This is a genomic window from Xanthomonas hortorum pv. cynarae (genome assembly GCF_002939985.1).
Lineage (GTDB): Bacteria > Pseudomonadota > Gammaproteobacteria > Xanthomonadales > Xanthomonadaceae > Xanthomonas > Xanthomonas hortorum_D.
Genome location: NZ_MDFM01000015.1, coordinates 19,188 through 41,921 on the forward strand (window position 1 = coordinate 19,188; position 22,734 = coordinate 41,921).

At 58.7% G+C, this 22,734-nt stretch carries 11 protein-coding genes and 1 pseudogene; 7 read left to right on the forward strand and 5 right to left on the reverse strand.

Annotated features, from left to right (window positions below; translation table 11 throughout):
• Positions 1–274: 274 nt before the first annotated feature.
• From XcyCFBP4188_RS11975 to XcyCFBP4188_RS12000, 6 genes are read left to right on the forward strand one after another with little or no spacing between them, the layout of a single operon-like run.
• Positions 275–2,077: a hypothetical protein gene (locus XcyCFBP4188_RS11975; RefSeq protein WP_104592184.1), complete on the forward strand. Its 1,803-nt coding sequence runs from the start codon at positions 275–277 to the stop codon at positions 2,075–2,077.
• Positions 2,074–3,630: a hypothetical protein gene (locus tag XcyCFBP4188_RS11980; RefSeq protein WP_104592185.1), complete on the forward strand. Its 1,557-nt coding sequence runs from the start codon at positions 2,074–2,076 to the stop codon at positions 3,628–3,630. The genes XcyCFBP4188_RS11975 and XcyCFBP4188_RS11980 overlap by 4 nt, the downstream gene beginning before the upstream one ends.
• Positions 3,624–9,038 carry an FtsK/SpoIIIE domain-containing protein gene (locus XcyCFBP4188_RS11985; RefSeq protein ID WP_104592186.1) on the forward strand — a complete coding sequence of 1,805 codons (5,415 nt, stop codon included), beginning with the start codon at positions 3,624–3,626 and terminating at the stop codon, positions 9,036–9,038. Before XcyCFBP4188_RS11980 ends, XcyCFBP4188_RS11985 begins: the two co-directional genes overlap by 7 nt.
• On the forward strand, positions 9,025–10,671 hold the full coding sequence (locus XcyCFBP4188_RS22600) for a DEAD/DEAH box helicase (protein ID WP_146094052.1): 1,647 nt from the start codon (positions 9,025–9,027) through the stop codon (positions 10,669–10,671). Before XcyCFBP4188_RS11985 ends, XcyCFBP4188_RS22600 begins: the two co-directional genes overlap by 14 nt.
• An 8-nt stretch (positions 10,672–10,679) precedes the next feature.
• Positions 10,680–12,443, forward strand: a complete 1,764-nt coding sequence (locus XcyCFBP4188_RS11995) for an ATP-binding protein (protein ID WP_104592188.1) — start codon at positions 10,680–10,682, stop codon at positions 12,441–12,443.
• 2 nt (positions 12,444–12,445) lie between these two features.
• Positions 12,446–13,576: a hypothetical protein gene (locus XcyCFBP4188_RS12000; RefSeq protein ID WP_104592189.1), complete on the forward strand. Its 1,131-nt coding sequence runs from the start codon at positions 12,446–12,448 to the stop codon at positions 13,574–13,576.
• A 184-nt stretch (positions 13,577–13,760) separates the two neighbouring features.
• Here XcyCFBP4188_RS12000 and XcyCFBP4188_RS12005 read toward each other — a convergent pair whose 3' ends face one another.
• From XcyCFBP4188_RS12005 to XcyCFBP4188_RS12025, 5 genes are all read right to left on the reverse strand, one after another.
• Positions 13,761–14,690, reverse strand: coding sequence for a hypothetical protein (locus XcyCFBP4188_RS12005; protein WP_146094053.1), 930 nt, complete (start codon positions 14,688–14,690; stop codon positions 13,761–13,763).
• Between the two features lie 17 nt (positions 14,691–14,707).
• Positions 14,708–15,550 (reverse strand): phosphoadenosine phosphosulfate reductase domain-containing protein, encoded by an 843-nt coding sequence (locus XcyCFBP4188_RS12010; protein ID WP_104592191.1) that lies wholly within the window; start codon positions 15,548–15,550, stop codon positions 14,708–14,710.
• The gene (locus XcyCFBP4188_RS12015; protein ID WP_104592192.1) at positions 15,543–18,878 is read right to left on the reverse strand and encodes an ATP-binding protein; all 3,336 of its coding nucleotides are present in this window, start codon (positions 18,876–18,878) and stop codon (positions 15,543–15,545) included. The genes XcyCFBP4188_RS12010 and XcyCFBP4188_RS12015 overlap by 8 nt, the downstream gene beginning before the upstream one ends.
• On the reverse strand, positions 18,871–19,791 hold the full coding sequence (locus XcyCFBP4188_RS12020) for a DUF4007 family protein (RefSeq protein WP_104592193.1): 921 nt from the start codon (positions 19,789–19,791) through the stop codon (positions 18,871–18,873). The genes XcyCFBP4188_RS12015 and XcyCFBP4188_RS12020 overlap by 8 nt, the downstream gene beginning before the upstream one ends.
• Positions 19,792–19,863: 72 nt before the next feature.
• The gene (locus tag XcyCFBP4188_RS12025) at positions 19,864–21,312 is read right to left on the reverse strand and encodes a cysteine desulfurase family protein (RefSeq protein WP_104592194.1); all 1,449 of its coding nucleotides are present in this window, start codon (positions 21,310–21,312) and stop codon (positions 19,864–19,866) included.
• Positions 21,313–21,503: 191 nt separating this feature from the next.
• Between XcyCFBP4188_RS12025 and XcyCFBP4188_RS12030 the strand changes: the two are divergent.
• A pseudogene (locus XcyCFBP4188_RS12030) lies at positions 21,504–22,265 on the forward strand (M13-type metalloendopeptidase); the annotation flags it as partial.
• Between the last annotated feature and the right edge of the window lie 469 nt (positions 22,266–22,734).

Genomic DNA, 22,734 nt, shown 5'->3' on the forward strand with positions numbered 1-22,734 from the left:
TAGAGTCTTGGATAGGTCCTTGCGGAAGCTGGCTGAGGCGTACATCGCTCCATTGGCTCTCAGCGGGTCTACAGAATAGGATTGGAGACTGGTCGCCACGTTGAGCCTCCATGGCACAATTCATTCGGAGATGGGGCAGTCAGGGAATTGGCAGGGGGAGAAGCGAGTGACTACCGTAACCAGCGAAGTTGGTCTAGCTGAAAAATTTTCTTTTCCTACAAGTGCGTGGGTGCGCTTGCTGAGGAGTTATGGGCCAACCTCGAGCAATCTTACGATGTTCGATGAGTACGTGATTGGCGCGATCGGGCGAGCGAAAGTCCAACCGATTCGTCTTTCCACACCGCTGCTCGAAGACATGATTCGACATATTGAGTCGAGGGTGGAGGGCTCGCTCTTGATCGTCGGCACCGCGGGCGATGGCAAGACCTACCACTGCCGGGCACTGTGGAACCACATCGGCGGCGACCCCAAAGTCTGGGCGGGCAAAGAGAACGTGAAGGAACATCGCCTAGTCGATGGTCGCCTAGCGGTGTTCATAAAGGATCTTTCCGAATTCAATGGCCAGGAGAGCGATCTGCCGCTGCAGCGCCTCGAAAGGTCGGTTCTAGGAGGCGACGACTCCGAAGTCGTAATCCTGGCGGCCAACCATGGCCAACTGCTCGATCGCCTGCGCGACCTAGGTAAACGGCAGGATCGCATTCATCCGCTCCGCAAGCCCCTGCAGGAGAGCTTCCTGCAAGCAGTGGCGGCGCCCGACCGCTTGGCTGTATTCGACCTCAGCCGCTCCACCAGCCGCAAGACGCTCGACGAAGTTGCCAAGGCAGTTGCTGGGCACCCCGAATGGGCAAACTGCTCTCGCTGCTCCTTGAGGGTAGGTGGGAATGTTTGCCCGATCGATGAGAACCGCCGCCGCCTTCTCGGAGAAGCCGATAGCGGGCAGCTCGCGCTCCGGCTTGGCGACTTGGTCGAGATCGCCAGACTCAATGGGCTACATCTTCCGGTGCGCGATCTGCTGGCACTATGCTCCAACATGGTCCTCGGTTACGCAGATGCCAAGTTGGCAAAAGAGAACCTGATGACTTGCGCGGACGTGCCCAAGATCCAAGAGGGCAGCCACATCCGCAAGGCCAGCATCTACGCCAACGCATTCGGGGCCAACCTGCCTAAGCGACGGGCCTCTGATCGCCTCGTATTCAAGGCTATGGCGAGTTTCGGTGTGGGTGAGGAGACGACCAACGCGGCCGATGGTTTGCTGGTCTACGGTAAGGACGATTCGCGATTGCAGGCCGACTTCGCGCGTCTAGTGGCCGTTGACCCGGTCTATGGCGCGACGGCGGACTTCCGCGCGGCTCAGGACGCCTACTTGGAAGGCTATGAAGGCGCGCGCTTGGATGGCGGCTCCGCTGAGTTCATGGAGATTCTTGAGGACCAGCGTCGCCGGCTCTACTTCACGCTGCCTGAATCCGAGCCCGGCTACCCCCGCTGGTCAATGACGGCCTTTCGCTTCGCTGGCGAGTACTTGGACATCATCGAGTCGCTCAAGGCCAAGAAGGCGGTGAACGACACCACTCGCGGGCTTATTGCACGTGGCCTTAACCGGGTCATGACGGGCCTGCTCTTGGAGAACGTTGACCGCATCTTCATTGCCAGTTCCGGCGGATTCACGCAAAGCCGCGTGAGTGTGCTCTGCGATCATGAGACGCCATCGCGCAGGCAGGGTGGCGTAGGCATGGCCATCAAGTACGACGAGGAGGCTGGCCGCCTTCAGCTCGACGTATCGCTCTCGCCAAGCCCCGGCAACTCAGTCGCCTTCGACCTCACGCCTATCCGGCATGAGTTCCTCGCGCGTGTGGCCGAGGGCGCGCTGCCAGCAAGCTTTTCCAACGAGTGCCTTGAAGACCTTCTGGCCTTCAAGACCAAGCTGCTGCGCAAGGCCGAGATCGTCCGTAAGGCTGGCTTTGCCGGTGACGACGACGAGGTCGGCGGGGAAGCCTCCGCCTTGACGCTGAATTTCATCGACATCGAGCCGGGAGGCCGCGGGTTCGCCCGCCCCGTAACCGTAAGGACTCCGGAATGAGCGAGATCCTTAAACGTCCCGAGATCAAAAGCGTCGATTTTTGCGTCGACGAGAACATCTGGGGGCACCGTCTCTACGACGAGCAACTCCCTCATTTGACGGTGCTCGAGTTTCTCGGAGCACTGGGCTCGAACCTCGACAAGCCGCTTCGCCCACAAGAGGGCCTTGGTGGTGCCTTCAAGTTCCAGCCACAGCGCCAAATCCGCCTCCGCGGCCTGCTTTTCAACAACCCCTACGTCGAGTCCATCTCCGAAAGCGCACAACCGGATGAGGAGAAATGGCGGCAGTGGTTCGAGCGCTTCGCCCACGGGGCAACAGGCAACGGTGACGGCGTTGACGACATGGCCTACCTGCGCAATTCGTTCGCGAGCTTCGACGATTTCGCCAAGGCCGTGGAGCTGCTGCGCTCCTCTTCCTTCGAGTCGCGCAGCAACAAGCGCTGGAGTTCCAAATTTGTCTTTCCCTTCGGCCCAGACGCCCTCTACGAGGACTTGGAGATCGACTCCAAGGGCAAGATGAGTAACGATCGGCGCTTCTTCGCGCGCACTGGCGAGCTGCTCTACATGATGCTCACCCGGTCGAAGCGCGGCGCCGAGCTGGGCGACCTGCTGGCCAAGCGCCTGTTCGACCGCGAGGCGCCGATGAACCGGCTCGCGCGAGCAATGCAAGGTCCGTCACAGCGCGCGGATGAAGCCCGGCAGTCTGGCTATCTGCCTGAAGCCGCTAACCCGCGTTTTGATCAAATTTGCGATGACTGGCTGTCGATTCTGGCCAGAGATATGCCGATCTATGACGCCTTGGAGCACCTGATCGTCATCTCCGGGCTCAACATGCTGCTCTACTTCCTGGAGCGGGCGAAGCGCGTAGCCGGCGACGATGATCCGGTCGAGATCCTCTGCGAGATTGTTTCCAAAGAACGCACGAAGGTTCGCACACTTTCCGGCGACAGCTACCAGCTCAACCAAGGCCTGCCCGCCAAGGCGGTGCGCGCCCATGTCGAGTCGATCCGCATGGATGCCGGTTGGACCGAGGCAGCCTCCAGCGAGTTCCCGGAAACTGAGCGCGTGAGGCTCATGCGCGAGCGCTTCCAGTGGCCATCAGCCGATGGGGGCGACGACGAGGACCACTCGGGCGAGAGCCCCGACGCCTTAGTCGACAGGCTCACCGAGCTTGCCCTCGCGCGGCATCAGCAGCATGTCGGCAAGATTCACGCGTCCTGGTCGCGGGCGATTGGCCTCAGCTCCCGCCGCCTTTCGCGGCGCACCCGCTACGCCCCCAACGATAGGCTTTTAAAGTCGATCGTGGTGGCCATCGTCGACGACCCTATGCAGTTCGACGAGTTCCTGACTGAGGCTAAGAAGCGCTACGGCCTCATCCTCGGCGACGCCGAAGGCGCGCGCTTGGTCGACGCAAAACTTGTAGACCAAGAGGAGCTCAGTGAGAACCGGGACAACCTTGAAGCCCGGCTTTTGGGATTGGGCCTGGTACGCAGGCTCTCCGATTCCTGCTCGTTTGTCGAAAATCCGTTCGCGAAGGAAGAGGCCGCATGCTGACCGACCGCATTATTGGCCGCGTCGGCGCGGACATCTTAGCCAAGCGGATTTCCAATCCCGGCCAGTCCGGCGATTCTGCCGCGTTGTTCCGGCTCGACAAGCTCTCGTCCAGCCAGATTGCGGCTGTGGCGCGGGCGATCCTCGCTAATCCCGACCTGCTGGCTCGCGTGGATCTCATGATCCCCGAGGCCTTGGTTGATGGCCAAAGCCTGCCGCCTGAGATCCTCATCCCGCATAACGCCGGCTACGTCCGCAACAACGCTGCGACCGTCAAGTCTGCAATCCTGACTGCTAACGGCAACGAGCACAACTTGGCCGACACGCTCGGCCATGTCATGGCCATCGGGGCCAAGGAGATGCGTGCCGACCCTGAATCCTGGGTCGAAGCCGCCTTGCACGCGGGTGGGCTCGCGCCGGTGCCGGATGACCGCTCGGTGTTCCATGCGGCCTTGGGCGGATTGCTCGCCTCCTCTGAGCTCTCACTCGTCCAGCTTGGCGAGTTCTGCTCCGAGATTGTCGAGGCCATGTCCATCCGCGGACTTGCCATCCGCGATGCCGTGGGCTTTGCAATGCCGCGTGCTGGTTTGCCCCGCGACACAGGGTTCTTCTCCAATGCAAAGAGCTTCGGACCGCTTCGCAAGGCCTGGCAGAAGGCCTTCGCCAAGCTCTTCACGCAGCGCGCGCCGCTGCTAAAGAAACTTCGCCATAACGGCCAGCCGCTGGACCCCGACGAGCTAATTGAGCGCATTGAGATCAATGCGGCTGAGATCACGGACGCCGCGCGCCTTGCGCTTGATGCTTTCGTCACTTCTCCCGCGGGAGATCAGGAGGTGTCTTCCGCTCTGGCCCAGTTCGAGTGGGAGGCCGACGGCGTCTACCTCGCCTTCGACAAGCCCAAGGAGAAACAATTCGGATTGGCTGACTCGACCATCCGCTTCCTCGACCACGATTGCGACCAAGAGAATTCGCTCGATCTCGAGGGGCGCCAGCTCTTGGAGGATTTGAAGTCGCGCGAGCGACGCTCCGACTTTACCGAAGACGATGAGGAGTTCTTCGTCAAGTACCGCCGGCTGCTTGAGCAAGATGCCAAGCTATGCGCGCGCTGGGAGAAGGCCCTCTATGGCAAGCCCATCGAATGCAACGACTTTTTCGATGGGTTCGCGCGCGTAGTGAACAGCCTACATGCGGGGCTGCGCGATACCGAAGGCGAGCGCATCTTGCGCTTCACCGTGACCAAGGGTCGCAAGGAGTGGCGTGAGCGCTTCAATTACGACGCCGGCAGCTACTTCTCGGCGATGTATCGTGGCTTGAAGGAGCTCATGGGTTCCAAGGCCGATTGGAAGGTTGAGCGTCTCGGCAATGCGAGCCTCCCCGATCCGCTTTTCGATTATGAGGCCTTCTTTGCCAAGGAGAAGGAGCTCCGCAGCGACAAGAAAAACAAGATGCGGCCGAATTCATCGCTCTCGCGCATGGCCTTGCAGATCAAGTTCGATGTGGCGCTAATCCAATTCTCCAATGGCAAAGAGAATGTGCTCGCCAAGACCCAGCTCTTGTGGAGCTACAAACCCACCTCGATTGGTCTGTCGATGGTCGCAGATATGCGTCGCCTTTTGGAGAGGGGGGCGGCCGGTTGCACAGAAGTCCCGCGCCGCCTAGTAAGCAAGAAGGGTGGTGTGCAAAATGTCTCGCTGCTCGACACCGGCACGTTGGAGGCCACCTATTCCACCGACGCGGGTTCCTTGGTCCCAGCGGCCAGCAGGCTCCGCAGCCTGCGCCGCGAGATAAAGGGCCGGATCAAGGATCTCGCGGAAGGCGGCTATCTAACTCCGCCGCAGCGCGACGAGGTCAAGGCATCCTGGGACAAGTTCGAGGAGGACTACATCAAGGCGATGGAGGACTTCGTCTCTATCGGCCTTCATGGCGAGGCCGTCATGCGCCAGGCCGAATCCTTCGGCGCCCTGATGGCGACCCTTATGTCCCAAGCGCGCGGCGACGTGTGCCGCTCGCGCCTGGTCTCCGAGATTCTTTCGGTAGGCACGGCCCGCGTGGCTGGCGACAACCCCGCGCTGATCATCCCGCCATGGCACCCGGAGCGCATGAAGGCGTTGGCAGTGAAGTCCCGACGTGTCGCCGGATTTGCCACCCACTTGCTCTCCAGCGGCAACATCCTCTATGGAGACCGCGAAATCTTCATGCGCGAGTTCTCCGACGAGATCGCCCATCCGTTCTATCCGGAGATCGCTGTCCTCAACCGGGCCGGCGCGCCGACGCTGGTGTCTGAGAGCAGCACAGTCAACGGCTATAGCCTCTTGGAATCGCCCACGCGGGGCAATCAGGATGCAATGACCGACGTGGACCCAGCTGCCGCTGCCAAGCAAGCACGAGAGCTCTTGGAGCGCTACGTTGGCTTGCAGCCTCATGAGGCATCGAACCTGAGCGTCGTACTTTACAACGCCGATGCGGCCGAGCTGCCGCTGGCTACTGTGCGCGAGCTCTCGTCGATTCAAGAGGACGGGAAGCTTAAATGCAGCGTGTCGGTGCGTCACTCGGATCCGGCAAAGCTGCGCAGCGTCTACGGTGAGCTGGTCAACAAGGCCGGAGACGATCCGGACTTGCCCGTAGTCAGTGAGACCAGCGACAACTTCATCTCCAGGTTACGCATTTCGGTAACGCCGATCTCGGCCACGCCTAGCGAGAGCGCCCAGGGCTTCAAGGCCTTCGATGTAGCTTTCCTGCATGACGTGGTCTCGCGGGCGGCGCAGTCCGAATGGCTTTCTGTCGCCTGGACGAACGATCGGCCGAATTTGGAGCACGCTCCCTCGCGCTGGTCCTACCGCAGCGTCTCGGGCGAGAACGAACTGAAATCCACCACCTTCTTGGCCTGTCCTTGGCAGACGGCCTCGGGCTGGGCCTATGTGTCCGCAGTGGCTGCCGTTTGCCGCCAGCTTGATGCATTACCTGGCGAACGCTTCCTGCCAGCCCGGCGCATCTCGCTGCAAAGCCCCGCGCTGGCCGGCATGATCAAGGACGCCCATGACTTGGCCGAGTGGGTCGCCACTTATGACGAGCTGCTCGACAAACGCCAACTTCAGCACAACGACATCACCGTCGTCCGCTATCGCCGCGGCTCCACTAACGGCCGCAATATGATCGTGAGCTCGACCTCCGAACTGCGTCTGCTAGGCGTACTAGTGCGCCGCCGCTTGGACGAGCTGAATTTGCAACTCGATGCTTCCGAGGTCCAGGCCGCCGCTGACAAGGCCAAGCGCGATGCGCTATCGGTCTCCGGCGATATCGTTTTGCGCGCAGCCAAGCGCGGCGTATCCGCAGGCGAAATGATCGGCCTGGTGCTTAGCCGCTATTTGCTCGCAGAGGAGTTCAGAGCCGCCGCTGGCGGGGGGCAGATATTGACGGCGTACTTCCTGCTCGACGACTACGCAAGCTGGCTCTCGCAGCCAGAGAGCCGTATCGCCGACATCCTTGCGCTCAATGTCGAGGAACGGGAGGAGCGCGTTCGCGTAGTGATCTCAATCGTCGAATCTAAATACGTCGCCGCCGACGGCTTGGCCAAAGCGCGCCGCGATTCCAAGGATCAACTCCTGACGACCCTTGGGATGTTCCGCGAGGCGCTTTTCGGCGACCCCGGCCGGCTGGACCGGGACGTGTGGTTAGCCCGTCTGGCCGACATGCTCATCGACGCCGACATCCCACCAGGCATGACAGGTCTTATGGAGCGCGCGCGCTCGAAGCTTCGCGAGGGCGATGTAGATATCTCGCTGCGAGGTTACTCGCACGTCTACGTCCACACCTCGGACGCCGGCTCGGTTTCTGCCTCCGACCAGGAGCTTTTGGAGGATTCCGACGGCGTGAAATCGTGGCAAGAGGTCTTCGATCGGTCCGATCTGCGAAAGCTCGCCGAGGCCTACGCTAAGGGCGCCGGCGGACTCGGCGCCCGCGCTGGGCTGGGACCCCACCAGCCCTGGGATGGGCATGGCTTCAAAAAGCCTGCCCCGCGCGTGCCATGGCTCGCCGCCATGGGCCAACTCGCTAGCGGTGTCGGCGTGCTGCTGGAAGAGTCTCCAGAGGAAGCCACCGCCGCGGCTCCGGGCACTAGCCTGGCGCAAGAGCCTTCGCCGCCTGCGCAAATCTTGGCCAAAGCCGATACCGTGCCGCCGGCTTCGGCTCTAAGCCCTGCGCTGGCCGCCAATCTTGGCGCCGCTTTCTCAGAGCTGGTTGCCTCCAAGTTCGCGGGCGGCGCGCAGTCCGACGTTGAGCGGGAGGACTGGGCTCAGGAAGTCACCAAGAAGCTCAAGGCCGCGCTTAACAGTTACGGGCTACAGGCGGCCATTTTGGGGACGCGTCTGACCCCCAATGGTTGCTTGGTGCGCCTGGCTGGTTCCGACCGGCTGCGCGTGGAAGACATTGAGAACAAGCGCACCCAGCTCCTGACCACGCACGCGATCAATCTCGTCACCGTCCAGCCCAAGCCCGGCGAGATCGTGGTGACGGTCGCCGGCTCCAAACGCCAGTCCGTGTCGCTCTGGGAGCTGTGGTCGCGACGCGAGCTCAATCGTAACGTCGCCGGTATCAACACGTCATTCCTCTTGGGCCTCCAGGAGATCAACGGTGCACTGCTGTATCTGAACCTCGGCGCGGAATTTGGCGGGCTCTCGTCCCATGAGCCGCATTCGTTGGTGGCGGGTGCCACCGGCAGCGGCAAATCAGTGCTGATTCAGGCGCTGATCTTGGACATCGCCGCAACTAACCCGAAGGACTTGGCGCAGCTTATCTTGATAGATCCCAAGATGGGCGTCGACTACGCGTCCTTGGCGGACTTGCCGCACATGCGCGACGAGATCGTGACGACAAAGGAGAAAGCGGCGGAAGTTCTCAAGGCTTTAGTGCAGGAGATGGAAGAACGTTATCGCTTATTCGCCAAGGCTCGTGCACGTGACTTGCCGACCTACAATGCGAAAGTCTCGGCCGACGAACGTTTGCCCATGGTCTTCCTGATCCATGACGAGTTCGCGGACTGGATGCTCGACGATGGGTACAAGTCTGCAGTGGGCGCTGCTGTACAGCGACTCGGCGTCAAAGCCCGCGCTGCGGGGATCCACTTAATCTTTGCAGCGCAGCGCCCCGACAAGGATGTCATGCCAATGCAGTTGCGCGAAAACCTCGGCAACCGCCTTATTCTCAAAGTTTCTAGCGAGGCCACCTCCAAGATCGCGCTGGATCGACCAGGCGCTGAACTCCTTCTCGGCCGTGGACACCTGGCTGCCAAGCTTAATGGCGAGCAGGGCCTGGTCTACGCACAAGCTCCCTTTCTGTCCGACGACGAGATCACCGCGGCTGTGATGGCGATTTCGCTCGACAACTCGCCAAGATTAGCGCATGGCACCATCTGATACTCAAGAGGCACCGTCGATCCCTGGATCTTCGCAAGGGGCTGCGACGACGCGGCTCGTTGAACACTTGGCTAGAAACGAGGCATCTGCGCTCACCGCCCTCGTAGGTCCCTCGACCATGGCGTTGCTAGGCAAGCTGGGCGCAGATGTGACTAGCCCAATGAGTCTGGCTTACTTCATCGCTAACGTGAACGGTGAACGTGGTGCCATACGAAGGCGAGACATTCGAAGCCTTTTAGTCTCCAAGCTGAATCAGCAAGAGGCCACTGATCTGTGCAATTTGCTTCAGTTGCCGGTGATCTCCCCTCACCGGACACTGGGGGGTATCGACTTCGACGCACCGCGAAATCTGGAGCTTCTGGACACATGGTACGGTGTTGCGAATGATGAGCGTGAGGAAACTCTTCAACCATCCGAGGGATCCCACAAAGCCGTTGCTTCCCACAAGCTCTACGCGCATCAACTGAACGCATTTCGCGAACTTCGACGAGCGATCGCGTACCCGTCGGCGTCCATTCTTGTCCACATGCCGTTTGGTGCTGGAAAGCTCCGGCTCGTAGCCACTGCTGTGCTCGATCTCTTTCGCTCGGAAGCTGACGACAGGTCCGTTGTCTGGTTGGCACCGGGCGCGGCCATGTGTGAGGAAGCCTTCCTTGAGCTGCAGGAGGTATGGAAGCAATTGGGATCGCGGGATACCACCCTTCTCCAACTTTATGGCAACCACCCGGCGCGAGACTTGGATCAACTTGGGGGAGCGATTGCGGTCATTGACATCCTCCGACTCAGCAAAGATGACGCAGCCCTGGAGAAGCTCGGTGCCGTCACCTCGGTGGCAGTTCTTGCAGACGCGGAGAACCTTGTCCATCCCGCTGGCGCGGAGATCGTACGAAGAATGTCAGCGGGCGGACCATTTAGCCTAGTGGGGATCTTAGCCTCGTCAGGAGCTTCCATTCCGCCCGGACCTGCGCGCAGCGCCTTGCAGTCAGCCTTCACGGGAGCTTGCATTACGGTCACGGCAGACGACGAATTGCAGGCGCTTCGCAATGCGGGCGACTTCGTGGACATCGCAGGCTCGATCGTCGACCTCACAAGTACATCGTCTGCAACTGCTTCAACAGATGCCTCGCCCACCGCAAGTAACGAGAACTCACTTGACTTCGATCAAGCCTATGTATGCGAGCTCAGTAAAAACGTTGAACGCAACGAGCGTCTCCTGACACTCCTTGGTGAGGAATCTAAGAAAGGGGGGCGGATCATTTTTTACGCGACAACGCCGGCTAGTGCGAGACTTTTTGCCTGCCTGCTACCCGTTCTAGGGGTTCCGGCAAGATCGATTACTTCAGAGGACTCTCCAGCAGCACGCACTCTTGCCCTTCAGAAATTTGTCGCCAGAGAAGAAAAGGTCTTGTGCGTCCACGGTTTCCTGCTTGCCGGAAGAGCTATCCCAGATATTACTTTGTGCGTGATGGCGTCGCCTGGTAAGTCTAAGGCATCGTTTCTTTCAACTATCGGGCGACTCGTGCAGGCTCGAGACGCCAATCTTCCGACGCTCAGACTCATTGTGGCAGCCGACTCACAAGCCGACGCTGGTTTGGTGGCGTCGTTGGGCACTTGGTCAACGCTGAAATTCTAGGAGATCATATGTCCTTTCCCATCATTCCCCAGAACCTATCGATCTCCGCGATGCGAAGCTCGGGCTATCGTGATACCGCCCATGCACTTGCAGAGCTCATTGACAACGCCATCCAAGCAGGAGAAGACACCGCATCCCGTACCGAGGTCGAGGTCATCTGTATTGACGAGGCTCCTACTGGCGGGCGACGTCAGATCTCCCGACTTGCGGTCTATGACAATGCCTGTGGCATGAATCCCTCGCTGTTGAGAAAAGCCCTGCAGTTCGGCAACGGGTCGCGCCTCGAAAAAGCTCAACAAAAAGGGATCGGTAAGTTTGGGATGGGATTGCCGAACTCCTCTATTTCTCAATGCAAAAGGGTGGACGTTTGGACATGGCAAAAAGGTTCGGTTTATCACGCGTATTTAGATGTGCAGGAAATTCAAGATGGCAAGATGACAGAGGTTCCAGAACCGCGATCTTCTGAACTCCCCTCCGAGTGGCGATCATTGATCGCAGGTAACCTCGAAGAGCACGGTACACTGGTCGTCTGGAGCAAGCTGGACCGCATCTCCTGGAAGCAAAGTACAACTTTACTTCGACATACGGAATTTATCAGTGGGCGCGTGTACCGACACTTCATCAATGACAAGTCCGTTCGAATTCGCCTTGCCGCTTATGAGAGCAAGACCAAATCGACCGTCTTCGAAAGCTTCGTCCGGCCAAATGATCCGCTCTACCTGATGTCCGGAACAAATGCCCCCTTCCCCTTCAATCAAAAGCCGGCCTTCGTGACGTTCGGACAGCCGCTGGTGCTCACGGTGGCTTACTGCGGGATAGAACACCTCGTGACCATCATTGCGTCGATCTGTAAGCCAGAGACGCGGCGTGAAGGAGGAACCAAGCCGATTGGTCAGCACGCGCAAAAAAACCAGGGCATCTCCGTCGTGAGATCAGGGCGGGAGTTGGAGCTCAATCACAGCTTCACGAACTCCTATGACACGCGCGAGAGATGGTGGGGGGTCGAAGTGCAGTTCGATCCAGGCTTGGATGACGTTTTTGGCGTCACTAACAACAAACAGTCCGCCACGGGATTTACACGTCTAAGTATCGAGGAAGACGCGTTCGAAGAGGGCCTTGCCGTGAAGGATTACCAGGAGGAACTCGAGCAGGATCGGGACCCGCGGCTTGCCATGTATCGCATCAGCCGCGAAATCGAGAAGTTGTTGAATTCCATGCGTATTCAAGTGGCCAAGATGCGAGAAGGCGAACGTATCTACGCCACGACGGAGCGGGCCGAAAGCAAGGCCGAGAAAGCAGCGACGGACTCGGTGGCAAGGCGCAGAGAGCGAGTGGGGGACACAGGTAGGAGTGATAAAGAGGAGCACGCTTCCACCAGCGAACGCGCATTGGCGCTGACAGCAGATATCGTGCAAGACGGCGTGGAGGAGACGAAGGCTCATGACCTGGCCGTGGATTATGTCACCAAGAAGATCAAATTTCGCTTCAGGCATTCTGATCTGACGGGCTTCAACATCTTCGATATCTCCACGGCTGGAGGTGTCATCCTGATCACACTCAACAGTCGTCACCCGGTGCACGCGCGCATCTTCGAGGCGCTTCAAGGGGAGAGTGGACCGGAGGTCCAGTACGCTAGAGAGGTTCTGTCGCTCATCGCCGCCTGGGCCCGAATGGAGGATGAAGCGCCTAGCGAGAAGGTGCGATTGGGTATCGAAGAAATTCGCTTGCTGTGGGGGCGGATGGCCATGGACTTCTTTGAGCTCGAGAATTAGCCATGAGTGGGCGCGAAGCGATCCGTGGATTTGCTGTCCAGACCCTCATCTGCCTTCTCGACTCGTTTTGGGCTAGCGGACAGTGGAATGCTGTCACGCTCGAGCCTGATTCCGAAAATGACAAGGTGGACATTCATTGGGAGTATGCCGATGGTTCGACCTGCGCTCAACAGGTCAAATCCTCAAAGAATCAGATTGGAAAAGGCGACGTGGTGGCCTGGTGCAGGGAACTAAAGGCGTCCAACTCTGCAAATAGGTACCAGCTGATGCTGGCCGGGCCGATCGCAGCTGCCGTGCTGGAAGCCGCGCCCTTTGACGGCGTTGATGTGCCAACGCCCACATCGATGGATACGCTGGCCCTACTCGACCAAGCCATAACCAAAGTGGATCGCTACCTTACCGCGAAGTCCATCGATCCACTTCCACTTCCACTTCGCGAATCACTGATCTACGAACTCGTTGCTCGCATGATGCAGGCGGCTATACACGGAAAACGTATGTTGCATGAGGAGTTTGACGGCTGGTTGCTGAGCGGGATCACTGCTTCTTATCCGCATGCGGTCAGCCAGCGACTGACCGCAAACTGCGCTGTCCTGTGGAGTGTTCTCGAGATTGCCGGGCCAATCGTGGTCTCGACGAGAGCTTTCGAACTGATACTTCCGCTCACCGTCGTCAACGGCGGTGCTTCCACGGCCATCGTTGAGATGTTTCTGCTGCGTGTGTGGTCGACTGAGCTGGGGCGTGAGATGCGCTATCGCCCCGAAAGCATCGTTTCTGAGGGGATAGAGGCGGGGTACGACATTCGACGACGGAGCGGGTATCCATTTGGGGATTTCGCGATCTCTCCCCAGTCTTCGGTCAAAAAGTCCGTGCTGTTCGTTCCGGTTCAACGACCTGGATATGATGTGGATCAGTGGCCCCTTGGCGATTATCAGGTGGAATTGTTCGTCAAGTATGCGGCTCAAGTAGCCTTGTGCTCGGTTAAGAAGACAGCGATAACGATCGGGATGGACGCATTCTCTGTCCTAACGTCGGGCCAGACCGGATTTATCTCCGTCTCCAATTTAGACAGGTATCTGAGCGAAATACTCACGATGCAGTGCGCAGGCGACGTGCGCTCATCCTCATTATAGAAATCATCGATGCCCCCAGAATCTTACTCTTTAGGCAGGTTGGGGTACGGGGCTGCGTAAGTTTCTCGCCGAAACCTGTGTGCCATGTCAGTCCGATGTCTGGCTGCGATGACTGCCTCCGAGGAGCGGCTCATCCGGGACTTGCTATCCAAGCCTTCTTCGAATGCTAGTCATCATTTAGATTTTACTCGTAGAGGTCCTTATGGAGGGCGAAATCGCACTTTACATGTAGATCCTGTATGTATTCGAGTGTGCAATTTTCTATGAAGTGATCGAATTTTTTGCCATTACCACCTTCGATAGCACGATATTCATAGGATTCAAATCCTACGGTGAACCATCTAAGGATGATCTGAAGGTATAGGGCCGACACCCTGCACGCATGCCTGAGCATCAGCACAAGCTCTTCGCTGTCCTCGTGGCCTCCGTATTCGGCCGGCGGGCCCAAAGGGAAAGTTCCATGTGCGACATGGTTCCGAAGGTTGCGTACTAGCTGCAGCGCAAAAGTCAATCGACCCTCCGCAAGCACGTCCATCCCTCCCAAAGCGGCGGCGTGGCTAGCTTTGTATCGATCGAACAGCATGATGAAATTGTTGCAGTGATGCCTAAAGTCCTGAGGCACAGCTGATACCCCTTCACTCTCGAAGAGATCATCTAAGAGAGCCACCGCCCGCAGGCTACTTGTTCTCTTCAGCAGGCCCTTAGCTATGCCTTTACGAGCCGATAATGGTCCATAGAGGTGATCAATGAAACGATAGGCTTCCTCCAGGCCACTGCAGACAAACATGAAGCGCGTGAGCGCGGTAGCGTGAGTCGCGTAATGCTTCGCGTGGGCATCGATGTTGTCGCCAATACTTCCGCAGTAAAGTCCGTCCGAGGATTCGAACTTCCAGGTGTCGACTTCGACCTTTTCAAGCTGAGCGGCTAACCTGAGCCAATCTCCAATCGTCTCGGTCCGAATCTTCGTTGTGCCGTGCTCGCTCAAGTAGGGCGACGTGTTTCCAAGGAAGTGCGCAGCAAAACTAACTTCGATTAAGTGTTCATCGAGCCCACGAGTCCCTGAGCAAGTAGGACAGAAATGCGCCATGCCAAGTTCAGGATCGTCGGCGCTCATGCCTTATTTTCCTCAGTTCACTTATGACAAACCGCGCAAGAGCCGTTACCTTCGTCCACCCCGTAAATTTCGTCGATTTCGTCGGGGCAGGCCTTCACAGGTCGCAGTGGATTGATCGGGATGGCTTTGCGCATGCGAGCTCGGCGGAGCTCGTATTCCGCTTCGATCTCGGCAATGCGTTCAGGCTGCTCCATATCGACCAGCGATTCGCCCTTGGACCAGGTGAAGGGGGAGCCGTGCTCCAACGCGTCCTTCTCCAACGCCTTGGCGTCTTCATATGCCTGCGGATGGCGCTCCTTCAGGCGCACCCACTCGATCTTCTGTTGGAAGAAGCAGAAGGTGCAGCCGCTTCGCGATCGCCACTCGTAATACTTGGGATAGCCGACGCCGGAGTTCTCCAAGATGTCGATGACACCGGCCTTGTCGATGCCTTCCTCACGGAAGGGCAGTTTCACGAACAGGTTGCCGGCCTTAGCCGAGTAACCCTCCCGATAGTCCTCATCGGCGCGGATGGCCACGTAGGACGTGACCTTGTCGCCGGCCTCAAGCATTGGTCTCACCCAGCTCTCGAACGGGGCCAACTTCAGTTGGCGGGTACACCAACGGGCGTTGGGATTGGGCAGAAAGTGATTGTATTGACGAAGCCAGAAGCGGAAGTCACGGTCCGGATTCAACCTTTGAATCGTCTTGCCAAGTTTTCCCTCAAGCTTGCCCAAGAACTCGTAGACCTCGGGCAACTCTTCGCCTGTGTCGGTGTAAAAGTATTCGATGTTGAGCTCCGGGTGGCGCTCGCGCATATAGACGGCCAGAGCCGCGCTGTCCTTGCCTCCAGAGATCCCCAAAACGTGCCGCTCAGCCATTGGCTGCCTCCTTGTCGATGGACACCAGTTTCATCCCGACCTTTGCCAGGATCGCCAGCAAAACTTCCGTTCCAAGACCCTGGCCTTCCAGCAGGGAGACGACCTCGAGGGTCTTGGACTCCACGGTCTTGCGATGGCGGTCTGAGATCGCGAATGAGCGAGAGATCGTTTTGGTATCTGCCCCCGCACCGATGACCACGGCGATGGCTTCGCTGTGCGCCTCGCGCCCTTGCACGGCGGCAAAGGCCTCAGATTCGCGGAAGCGGCGCGCTAACTTCGCCAGTTCCAAGATCGCGGCGTCGATGTGCCGATCCACCCAATCGCGGGGCGGCTTCTCCGCCGCTAGGCTCAGGATGCCTTCTAGTGAGGCCCTCGATCCGTCGTAGCTAACCAAGCGCGTAGCGAAGCCATCAATTTGGAAGTCTCCCGAGATGCCGGAGACTGACTTCGCCCGCTCGCGCAAGCTTTCCAAATCGTCGCGGCTTGCGTCCAAAGCGGCGAGCATCTTGTCTTCGACTTCAGCGAGCATCTTCCCGTAGGCGCCGGCGAGCTCTTGCAGCGGCGCGCGCAGCGCCTTTACATAAGCCTTGCCATCGGATGCGCTTAGGAGCGATGCCAGATCAACGAACAACACCTTGTGTGGGTCGCTAGCCTTTAAAAGCATGTCGCGCATGTCACGGGCTGTTTGCCCAATCCGCGAAGTCCGCCGAGCCCACTCGGGCAAGTTGAAGACCATAGCTACCAGGCCGCGGGCGGCCTCTAGCGGATCGGCTGCGCCGGCGTTCTCGCCAATTTCGGCCAACAGCTTAGAGATACCTTTTAGGATGCGGTTCTTTTCCTCGTCGATTGTCACCCAGCGCAGCGAAAAGCGATCAGGGTCTTGCAGACACTCGTCGATGTCGAAGTCGGTGAGCCGGGGCACGAACATCCCGTCCTTGTAGACGGCGACGTTGGCCTTGTGGGCCAGCAGGAAGGTGGTGAGGAACACGGGCTGGATGCCCAGCTTCATACCGAACGGCGGACCGCTCCACAGCTTGTAAATCTCGTGCGCTCCCACGCGGGCGTCCCCGTCTGAGAAGAGGGTTCGCGTGGCGCTCCAGAGGTTTTTGAAACCTTCGGCGAACCCATCGCCGGGAGGCATGCAGCGCCAGGCCCCAGAGGCGTCTTGGCGATGTAGCTCCGTACGCTTGAGCAATGTCTCATAGAGGCCGCGCTCGGCAGGGAAGCCCTCGAACCCCAAAGCCTCTTTGCCTTCTGCTTTGATCATCGCGTGCAGCAGATCGCGACGCGCCTTCACGCTGTTGCTCGACACGCTGTCGCGGTTGACTAGCTCGCTCCACACCGGGGGCGAATCGCCAAACATGTCTTCGGCCAGGCTCGACGCAACCGGTGAGAGCTTGGAGCCTGGCTCGACGATTTGGTCGGTTCCGTCGTGCCACTTCGCCAGCGACACCGCGGCTTGCAGTTGGTCCTCCAAGTCGGCGCGGGTGGCGGCTAGGCGCGCGTAGACTTCCCGGCGTGCGACGGCATCGCCTGACAGCTCGTGGCGGTCTTTGACTTGCTCCAAGGCGACTAGTTCCGCCGAGAGTTCGGCGATACGGGCGTGGTTCGCAGGAATGCCTACCATCACGGGCCATGGGTTCAACTTGGAGCACACCTGCGCTCGTACCCGCGCGTCCCTCGGCTTCATGCCTTTACTGGGCAGCGCGAGGATGAAGGTGCCGAACTCGCCCTTCTTGGGTTGGTAGTTCGCGGCGATTTTCTCAGCCTGCTCGATGCTGCATAGCGAGAGCTCCATCCATCGCATGGAGCCGGTCTCGTGGTAGTGCCGCTTGGCCACGACCGGATGTAGGCCCATGAGCTGCGCCAGGCGGCCGTAGTCGATGCCCGGAGAGGCGGCCAAGGTTTGGGCAATGGCCGCGTCGATGTCGAAGTCGCTGCCTTCGAAGACAGACCAAGCCCCGGTGTAGTTCTTGTAGAGGGCGACTTTGAGATCGGAGAGCTTTTTGAGGGCCGCGTCCAGCTCTTCGCGCGTCTTGTCGTAGAAGAGTGCACCGATCACCGCGGCATCGGCCGCCAGGCCCGAGCCGTTGCGGAACATGTCGATGACCGCGATGTTTTTTATCAGCGAGACGAGCAATGCATCGCCCGTTTTGGCTTCGGCTCGCTCTACCGCCTCGACGGCTTGCGACCAGCGGTGGCCGTCCGGAGAGGCAAGGATCGCCGGCTCCAAGTTCGAGCGCAGGTAGTCCCAGTAATCGCTTGGACGATACCAACTCGCGTCCTCGCGAAGTGTCGAGTTTAGATAAGAGCGGAAACCATGCGGCTCCACCGACGAGAGGAAACCGAAGGTGCTGCGCTCGTTCTGGCCGAACTGCCGCTTTGAGATCGGGCCCAGGAGCGCAGCCATCGCTGGATGCAGCGGCCAGCAGGCTTCCAAGGACTTGGCGAAGTCTTTCCCCACGGCAGGGCGGCGGGAGCGGATCGCTTCGGCGATGGCCTTGGACGCCTCGGGTATCCAGGGAGGGCTATCCTTTGCTTCGATCGCGCGGCCGATGAGCTCGACGACCTCGTCGCTCGCGGCCACAAAGGGCAAGTCGATGTAGCGGCCTTGCACTTTGGCCCAATCGTCGCGGGTATCGATGCCTAAGCGGGCTGAATACTGCGCAAAGGACTGATGCAGCACGCCCACGACCACTAGGCGACCCTCGGAGCGCGCGGCGGCTTCGGCTAGCTCTTGGAAGAAGTAGACATCATCCCCGGAGCCCAGTGCGGAAGCCTCAAGGAACTTGCCCATCTCGTCGATAATGACCAGTGCGCCGTCATGTGGGCGACTTTGGGCCTCTTCGAGAAGCTCAGCAATCAGTGATTGCGCGTTGGGCTTGCTGCGGCCATCGATATTGCGACCTTGCGCTCGCCGCAGAGACGCATGCAGCTCTGCTACCACGCTTCCGCGCCGGCCCACGGCCGGCACGAGCAGCCATCCCTTACGTACGGGGAAGGCCTTGTCAAAGGCAGGCTTGGAGTCCAGTCGCAATGCCTTGCGCGCCTTAGTCCGCAGATTCTTGTCAGGGTGCAGCGCGCTTGCCAAGGCTACGGCAAGCGAGCTCTTGCCACCGCCGAAGGGGCCCGTCCATGTGAAGCAACGTTGGTTGGTGCCTGAGAGTTGCTTGCACATGCCATCGACCACGGCAGACACAGTCGCGTGGCAGATGTAGCCGGTAAGGGCGTCGGCGCGGCCGATATCGGCATCCACGCGGATGGAGCGCTGGTATTGGCGCGATATTTGGACGATGTCCGACAGAGCCAGTTGCTTCTTGTCAGTCATAAGCGCGCCTGATCATGTTTTTTATGTCTTCCTTTGACAGATCCTTCCGGTGGACCTGCCGTAAACCGGCGGAGTCGGTCCACTCAAGCTTGCGCCTTGTGAAGTCCGAGAGAGCAATCAGCCGTTGGGCGATCGACTCCTCGTCTAGCTTGAAGACACGGCCAGGTGAGCCTTCGGCGTAGGCGACGGTTTCGAAGGCCAGCGAGCTTTGGCCATCGGCCTCGCGGTTCCAGAAGTCGACTAGGGCATACGCGAAGATGCCATCATGCAGCGAAGCTTTCGGGCCACGGCGGAAGGCATATTGTCCTTTATGGACCTCTTGCAGTAGGCCCAACTCGCCAAGCAGCGGCTCGGCGAAGTCCTCGGGCGAGCCGCCGACCACACGGGGGGCATAGCTGCGCAGGCAAGTCTCCAAGTCTCGTGAGATCGTCGAGACTGAGAGGCGGTGCTTCGGATCGAGTTCGCGAGCGTAGCGCTCCAGAGGCTCTCCGAGCTCTTGGCGGGTGAAGGTCGGTGCCGTTACATTGTTGAATAGCCAGTACCACGTCGTAGAACGGAAGCAGCGGCCAGCAAGCTGCCAATGGGCAAGCCATGCCGTGGATGGACTCTCTGCATAGGGATCAAGACCACCATCCTGCAGGATCTCACTAGCAAGCTTCCCAATACGAAAGTTGCCCTGGTCTTCATACAGGACGCCACAGGCTAGAGCCCAATGCCGGATGGAGGCAACCATGTTTTTGCCTACCCCAAAAATAGCAATGGCATCGTCGCCCGTAAACGTTGCCTTCGGGATGCTGCCGCCCGCAACTGCTTGATCGTAGACCTTTTTTAGCCACATCTGACGCAGTGGGAAGGTCTCGTGTCCCGAGAAATGGGCAGGAATCGAGGCTGATGTTGCGTGGTGGCGAGTCATGGACACATTCTATGCCCGACTGGCGAAGTTCACCAGTCCGCAACAGACCTCGCGGGCGATAAGGCGTGCGTCCTATCCAAGCCTACTCATACAGGCTGCAGCGTCAGCCAATATTCGTGCCGCTTCGTAGGCCTCAGACATGGTCGATTGGCGGCCAAACCCGATACGAACGACTTCCCGGGCCTCGTCGTCGGAGAACCTCAAGGCTTGCAGAACGTGTGAGCGGTGAATGGAACCCGATGTGCAGGCAGAGCCGCTTGAAATGCTCAACTTGGGACTTGCGCGCATGACGAGGTCATCAGCATCGGCTCCTATAAAGCGAATGCTTCTAAGGCCAGGAAGGTTTGGGCCGCCGCAATCGAAAGTTTTGAAATTAACCCCGAACTCGCTGAGAAAATTACAAAACGAATCCGCAAGGACTTCGGTGTGCAGCGCATCGCGCTCCATGCCATTTAATGCTGTTTCGCATGCTTTTCCGAAGCCGATTATTAAGAAAACCGGTAGAGTTCCTGGGCGAAGCCCGGATTGTTGGCCTCCCCCAAAAAACAGAGGGTGTATCAATTTTCTAGCTCGTCGCGAAATATAGAGAGCGCCAATTCCTGACGGGCCATACATTTTGTGGGATGAAATGCTTAGTAAATCGACCCCCATTGCGGCAACGTCAATCCTTAATCTTCCTGCAGTTTGTGCAGCATCGACATGCAAAATTCCATTTTTTGATCTCAATAAATTTGAAACTTCCTCGATTGGCTGTATGGTTCCGATCTCATTGTTGGCATGCATGATGGAGGCTAAATTGAGATTGAAGTGCCCGGACTCAATTATCTTCGCTGCAGCCTCTACTTCGACCCGGCCTTGCCTGTTAACAGGAATGGTCTCAACTGAAACGCCGCGTGTACGTAGATGCGCGCCTACCTCAATCACGGCCTTGTGCTCAATTGAGGAATGCAAAAGTCTTGAGACATTCGGGCTTTGAGAAAGAATGCCTTGTAACGCGAGGTTGTTCGACTCTGTAGCTCCTGACGTGATAACCATTTCACTCGGCGATGCTCCAATCAGGCTCGCGATAGCCTGCAAAGCGGTGTCGACCGCCTTGGCGGCTCGCTGACCAGCAAGGTGCCCGGCATGAGGATTGGCATGGGTAGCTCCAAGCCAGGGGAGCATAGCTTCGACAACCTCGGGATCGGGTTGCGTTGAGGCATTACAATCCAAGTAAATTGGGGGCTTCATTGCGGACCTGGCAAACGATAGGGAAGAGACGAACTTCGCACGCGATACCTTGCCACAGTTGGTATAGACCGTTGCGATGAAGGCCGTCAGTCCTGCCATTGGGGCATAGGTGGACTTGCCGGTCAGTTCTTTCTGGACATCATGTCTGGCATGACTTTGGCTTTCTGCGTTACTCCGTCTACGGTCAGTTTCGAGCACGCTCGCGCGTTCAAATGCGCTGCATCTCGCTATGGGCAAGGGGTACCATGGCTGCAGTTGATTCGGCAGGGTCGCTGACGGGCTATTTGCCATGTGAAGTCGATGCCGACATCACAGACAGTAGCTGAGATTTCGACGATGCGCGCTTGTTCAGCTCCTGTTTTGACTTCTGCTAACTATCCAATTATGTCCATGAGCGTCCACGTAATTTGGGGGCATTAATGGGGGCATTTTCGTGGCTTTCTTGATCTTAATTTCTTTTAGATCATGGACTTGTTCTAAAGGTTCGAATCCCTCCGGGGGCTTACTACCAGAACGTGCAAGCAGCTGCCAAATTCAACTACCGCTACAACATCATGCAGATTGGCAAGCCCACCGATCGCACGCGCTGGGTCACCACGCCGCAAACAGTCAATGCCTTTTATTCGCCGGGTGACAACTCTATTAATTTTCCCGCAGCCGTCCTCCAGCCTCCGTTCTTCGACCCTAACGCCGATGATGCGCTGAATTATGGTTCGGTCGGCTCGCTCATGGGCCATGAAGCCACGCATGGCTTCGATGACCAGGGAAGTCAATTCGATGCCGCGGGCAATGGTACCAATTGGTGGGCGCCAGCCGACCGTGCTGCGTTCGAGCAGCGTGCTGAAGGGTTGGTCAAGCAATTCGATGGGTATGTGCCCTTGCCAAATCATCCCAAGCTGCACGTCAATGGAAAGCTGACCTTGGGCGAGAACATTGCAGACCTTGGTGGGCTTAACGTGGCCTACGATGCATTGCAAGCCAACTTGCGTAAGCATCCGGAGCGTGCGGTGAAGGTGGATGGCTACACCCAGGACCAGCGCTTCTTCCTTGCTTTCGCACGCAACTGGCGCTGGCTGACCCGTGAGGAAAGGCAGCTGGTTCAATTGGCTGCCGACCCACATGCCCCTGCCAAGGTGAGAGCGTTTGCAGCTCCTTCGAATATGCCTCAGTTCGCTGCCGCATTCTCGTGCAAGGCTGGCGATCCAATGGTGCGCGACGAAAAAGAACGCGTGGTGATCTGGTGAGTGGTCGCTGTCACTCCTAGCTGCCGGATCAGGCACGAATGACACAGGCCGTGTCTAGATAACAAAGGTTGTTGTGTGGTTGTCTCGTAATGCTGAGCAGCGTAACGAATAGCAAAGGCCCGGATTTCCGGGCCTTTGACGTATCAGCTGGTCTACCGCAGTTGAGGCCTGGGAAGAGCATGTGAGCTCGCAGCGCACGCAACTCCCATGGGTAGATCGGACGCACCAGATGGACCCTCCAGGGACATCAGAGAAAATCCAAAAATCCCCGAGAAATCGGGTTTTTTGTTGCCTGTAGGTCCGTGCGCGACGACCGGCCTGCCCGCCTCACCAGCGGCTCAGCGGCGGATGGGCGGGACTGCTTTCGTTCGCAGGCGTAGGCGCAGGGCGCATCCACGGTCCGCCGGATGAGCCGTGGGCGATCACGTGTACGACTCGGTGGTCGACGGGGCGACGTTGCCTGCGTTTC

What these genes read in the sequence shown, in the direction of transcription:
- XcyCFBP4188_RS12010 (WP_104592191.1), bottom strand. Translation starts at nt 15,550, where the DNA reads ATGGCTGAGCGGCACGTTTTGGGGATCTCTGGAGGCAAGGACAGCGCG.
- XcyCFBP4188_RS11975 (WP_104592184.1), top strand. Translation starts at nt 275, where the DNA reads ATGTTCGATGAGTACGTGATTGGCGCGATCGGGCGAGCGAAAGTCCAA.
- XcyCFBP4188_RS12015 (WP_104592192.1), bottom strand. Translation starts at nt 18,878, where the DNA reads ATGACTGACAAGAAGCAACTGGCTCTGTCGGACATCGTCCAAATATCG.
- XcyCFBP4188_RS11995 (WP_104592188.1), top strand. Translation starts at nt 10,680, where the DNA reads ATGTCCTTTCCCATCATTCCCCAGAACCTATCGATCTCCGCGATGCGA.
- XcyCFBP4188_RS11985 (WP_104592186.1), top strand. Translation starts at nt 3,624, where the DNA reads ATGCTGACCGACCGCATTATTGGCCGCGTCGGCGCGGACATCTTAGCC.
- XcyCFBP4188_RS12020 (WP_104592193.1), bottom strand. Translation starts at nt 19,791, where the DNA reads ATGACTCGCCACCACGCAACATCAGCCTCGATTCCTGCCCATTTCTCG.
- XcyCFBP4188_RS12005 (WP_146094053.1), bottom strand. Translation starts at nt 14,690, where the DNA reads ATGAGCGCCGACGATCCTGAACTTGGCATGGCGCATTTCTGTCCTACT.
- XcyCFBP4188_RS22600 (WP_146094052.1), top strand. Translation starts at nt 9,025, where the DNA reads ATGGCACCATCTGATACTCAAGAGGCACCGTCGATCCCTGGATCTTCG.
- XcyCFBP4188_RS11980 (WP_104592185.1), top strand. Translation starts at nt 2,074, where the DNA reads ATGAGCGAGATCCTTAAACGTCCCGAGATCAAAAGCGTCGATTTTTGC.
- XcyCFBP4188_RS12000 (WP_104592189.1), top strand. Translation starts at nt 12,446, where the DNA reads ATGAGTGGGCGCGAAGCGATCCGTGGATTTGCTGTCCAGACCCTCATC.
- XcyCFBP4188_RS12025 (WP_104592194.1), bottom strand. Translation starts at nt 21,312, where the DNA reads ATGGCAAATAGCCCGTCAGCGACCCTGCCGAATCAACTGCAGCCATGG.